We start from the raw sequence: 232 nt of genomic DNA, 5'->3' as shown, positions 1-232 counted from the left end.
TTTTGATGCGTTTTGCAGACCTGGCAGCGACCTACTCTCCCGCGTCTTGAGACGAAGTACCATTGGCGCTGGGGCGTTTCACGGCCGTGTTCGGAATGGGAACGGGTGCAGCCGCCCCGCGATAACCACCAGGTCGGCAAAACGCAACATTGTTCATGTTTTCACATGAATGTTGTTTTCGAGAAGCTGGAGAGCTCAAGGCTCTATTTAATTTACACGTCGTTTCTGTGAC

Annotated in this window: 1 rRNA gene; it reads right to left on the bottom strand. The window is 52.2% G+C overall.

The annotated features are described in order from the left end of the window. Positions 1–18 precede the first annotated feature (18 nt). Positions 19–133, bottom strand: a 5S ribosomal RNA gene (gene rrf, locus DOU54_RS20040). Between the last annotated feature and the right edge of the window lie 99 nt (positions 134–232).

It is taken from the genome of Agrobacterium sp. MS2 (assembly GCF_003261015.1).
In the GTDB taxonomy this organism is placed as follows: Bacteria; Pseudomonadota; Alphaproteobacteria; order Rhizobiales; family Rhizobiaceae; genus Agrobacterium; species Agrobacterium pusense.
This window is presented reverse-complemented; position numbering and strand designations above follow the sequence as displayed.